1 protein-coding gene is annotated in these 533 nt (G+C 34.0%); it reads left to right on the forward strand.

Features of this window, described 5'->3' with window-relative positions:
• Positions 1-410 (forward strand): TOBE domain-containing protein (locus tag KI356_RS26410; RefSeq protein WP_212936931.1); only part of this gene is annotated, 410 nt, incomplete at its 5' end.
• Between the last annotated feature and the right edge of the window lie 123 nt (positions 411-533).

Below are 533 nucleotides of genomic sequence, written 5' to 3' on the forward strand. Positions count from 1 at the left end.
GCGGATTCATTGGTTCTCCAGCTATGAATTTCTTTACTGGAACTTTACAAGATAAATATTTTCATATCGAAAATATTCGCTTCAAAGTACCAGATGGTCTACTAAAAACATTAAACAAACAGGGGTATAATGGAAAAGCAATCATACTCGGTATTCGTCCTGAAGACATTCATGATGAACCAATTGTTCTTCAATCTTCTCCTGAATCCACTGTCGAAATTACAATAGAAGTTGCTGAATTATTAGGTGCTGAAACGATGGTTCATGGCAAACTTGCGAGCCAAAACTTTATTGCACGAATCAATGCCCGTTCAGAAATTAAAGCTACCGATAAAATTCCGTTAGCTTTTAGTTTAACTAAAGCTCATTTTTTCGATATTGATACAGAGCAACGTATACGTAATAAATAGACATACTTGATTAAAGTATAAACCAGTCTTCTTCCTGATCTTTCTGTACTATTTACCTAAGAAAGGCCAGGAAGATTCTATTTGATTTTTTATTTAATTTTCACCCGATTATACAACTCAAGC

The organism is Bacillus hominis (assembly GCF_018332515.1).
GTDB classification, from domain to species: domain Bacteria; phylum Bacillota; class Bacilli; order Bacillales; family Bacillaceae_G; genus Bacillus_A; species Bacillus_A hominis.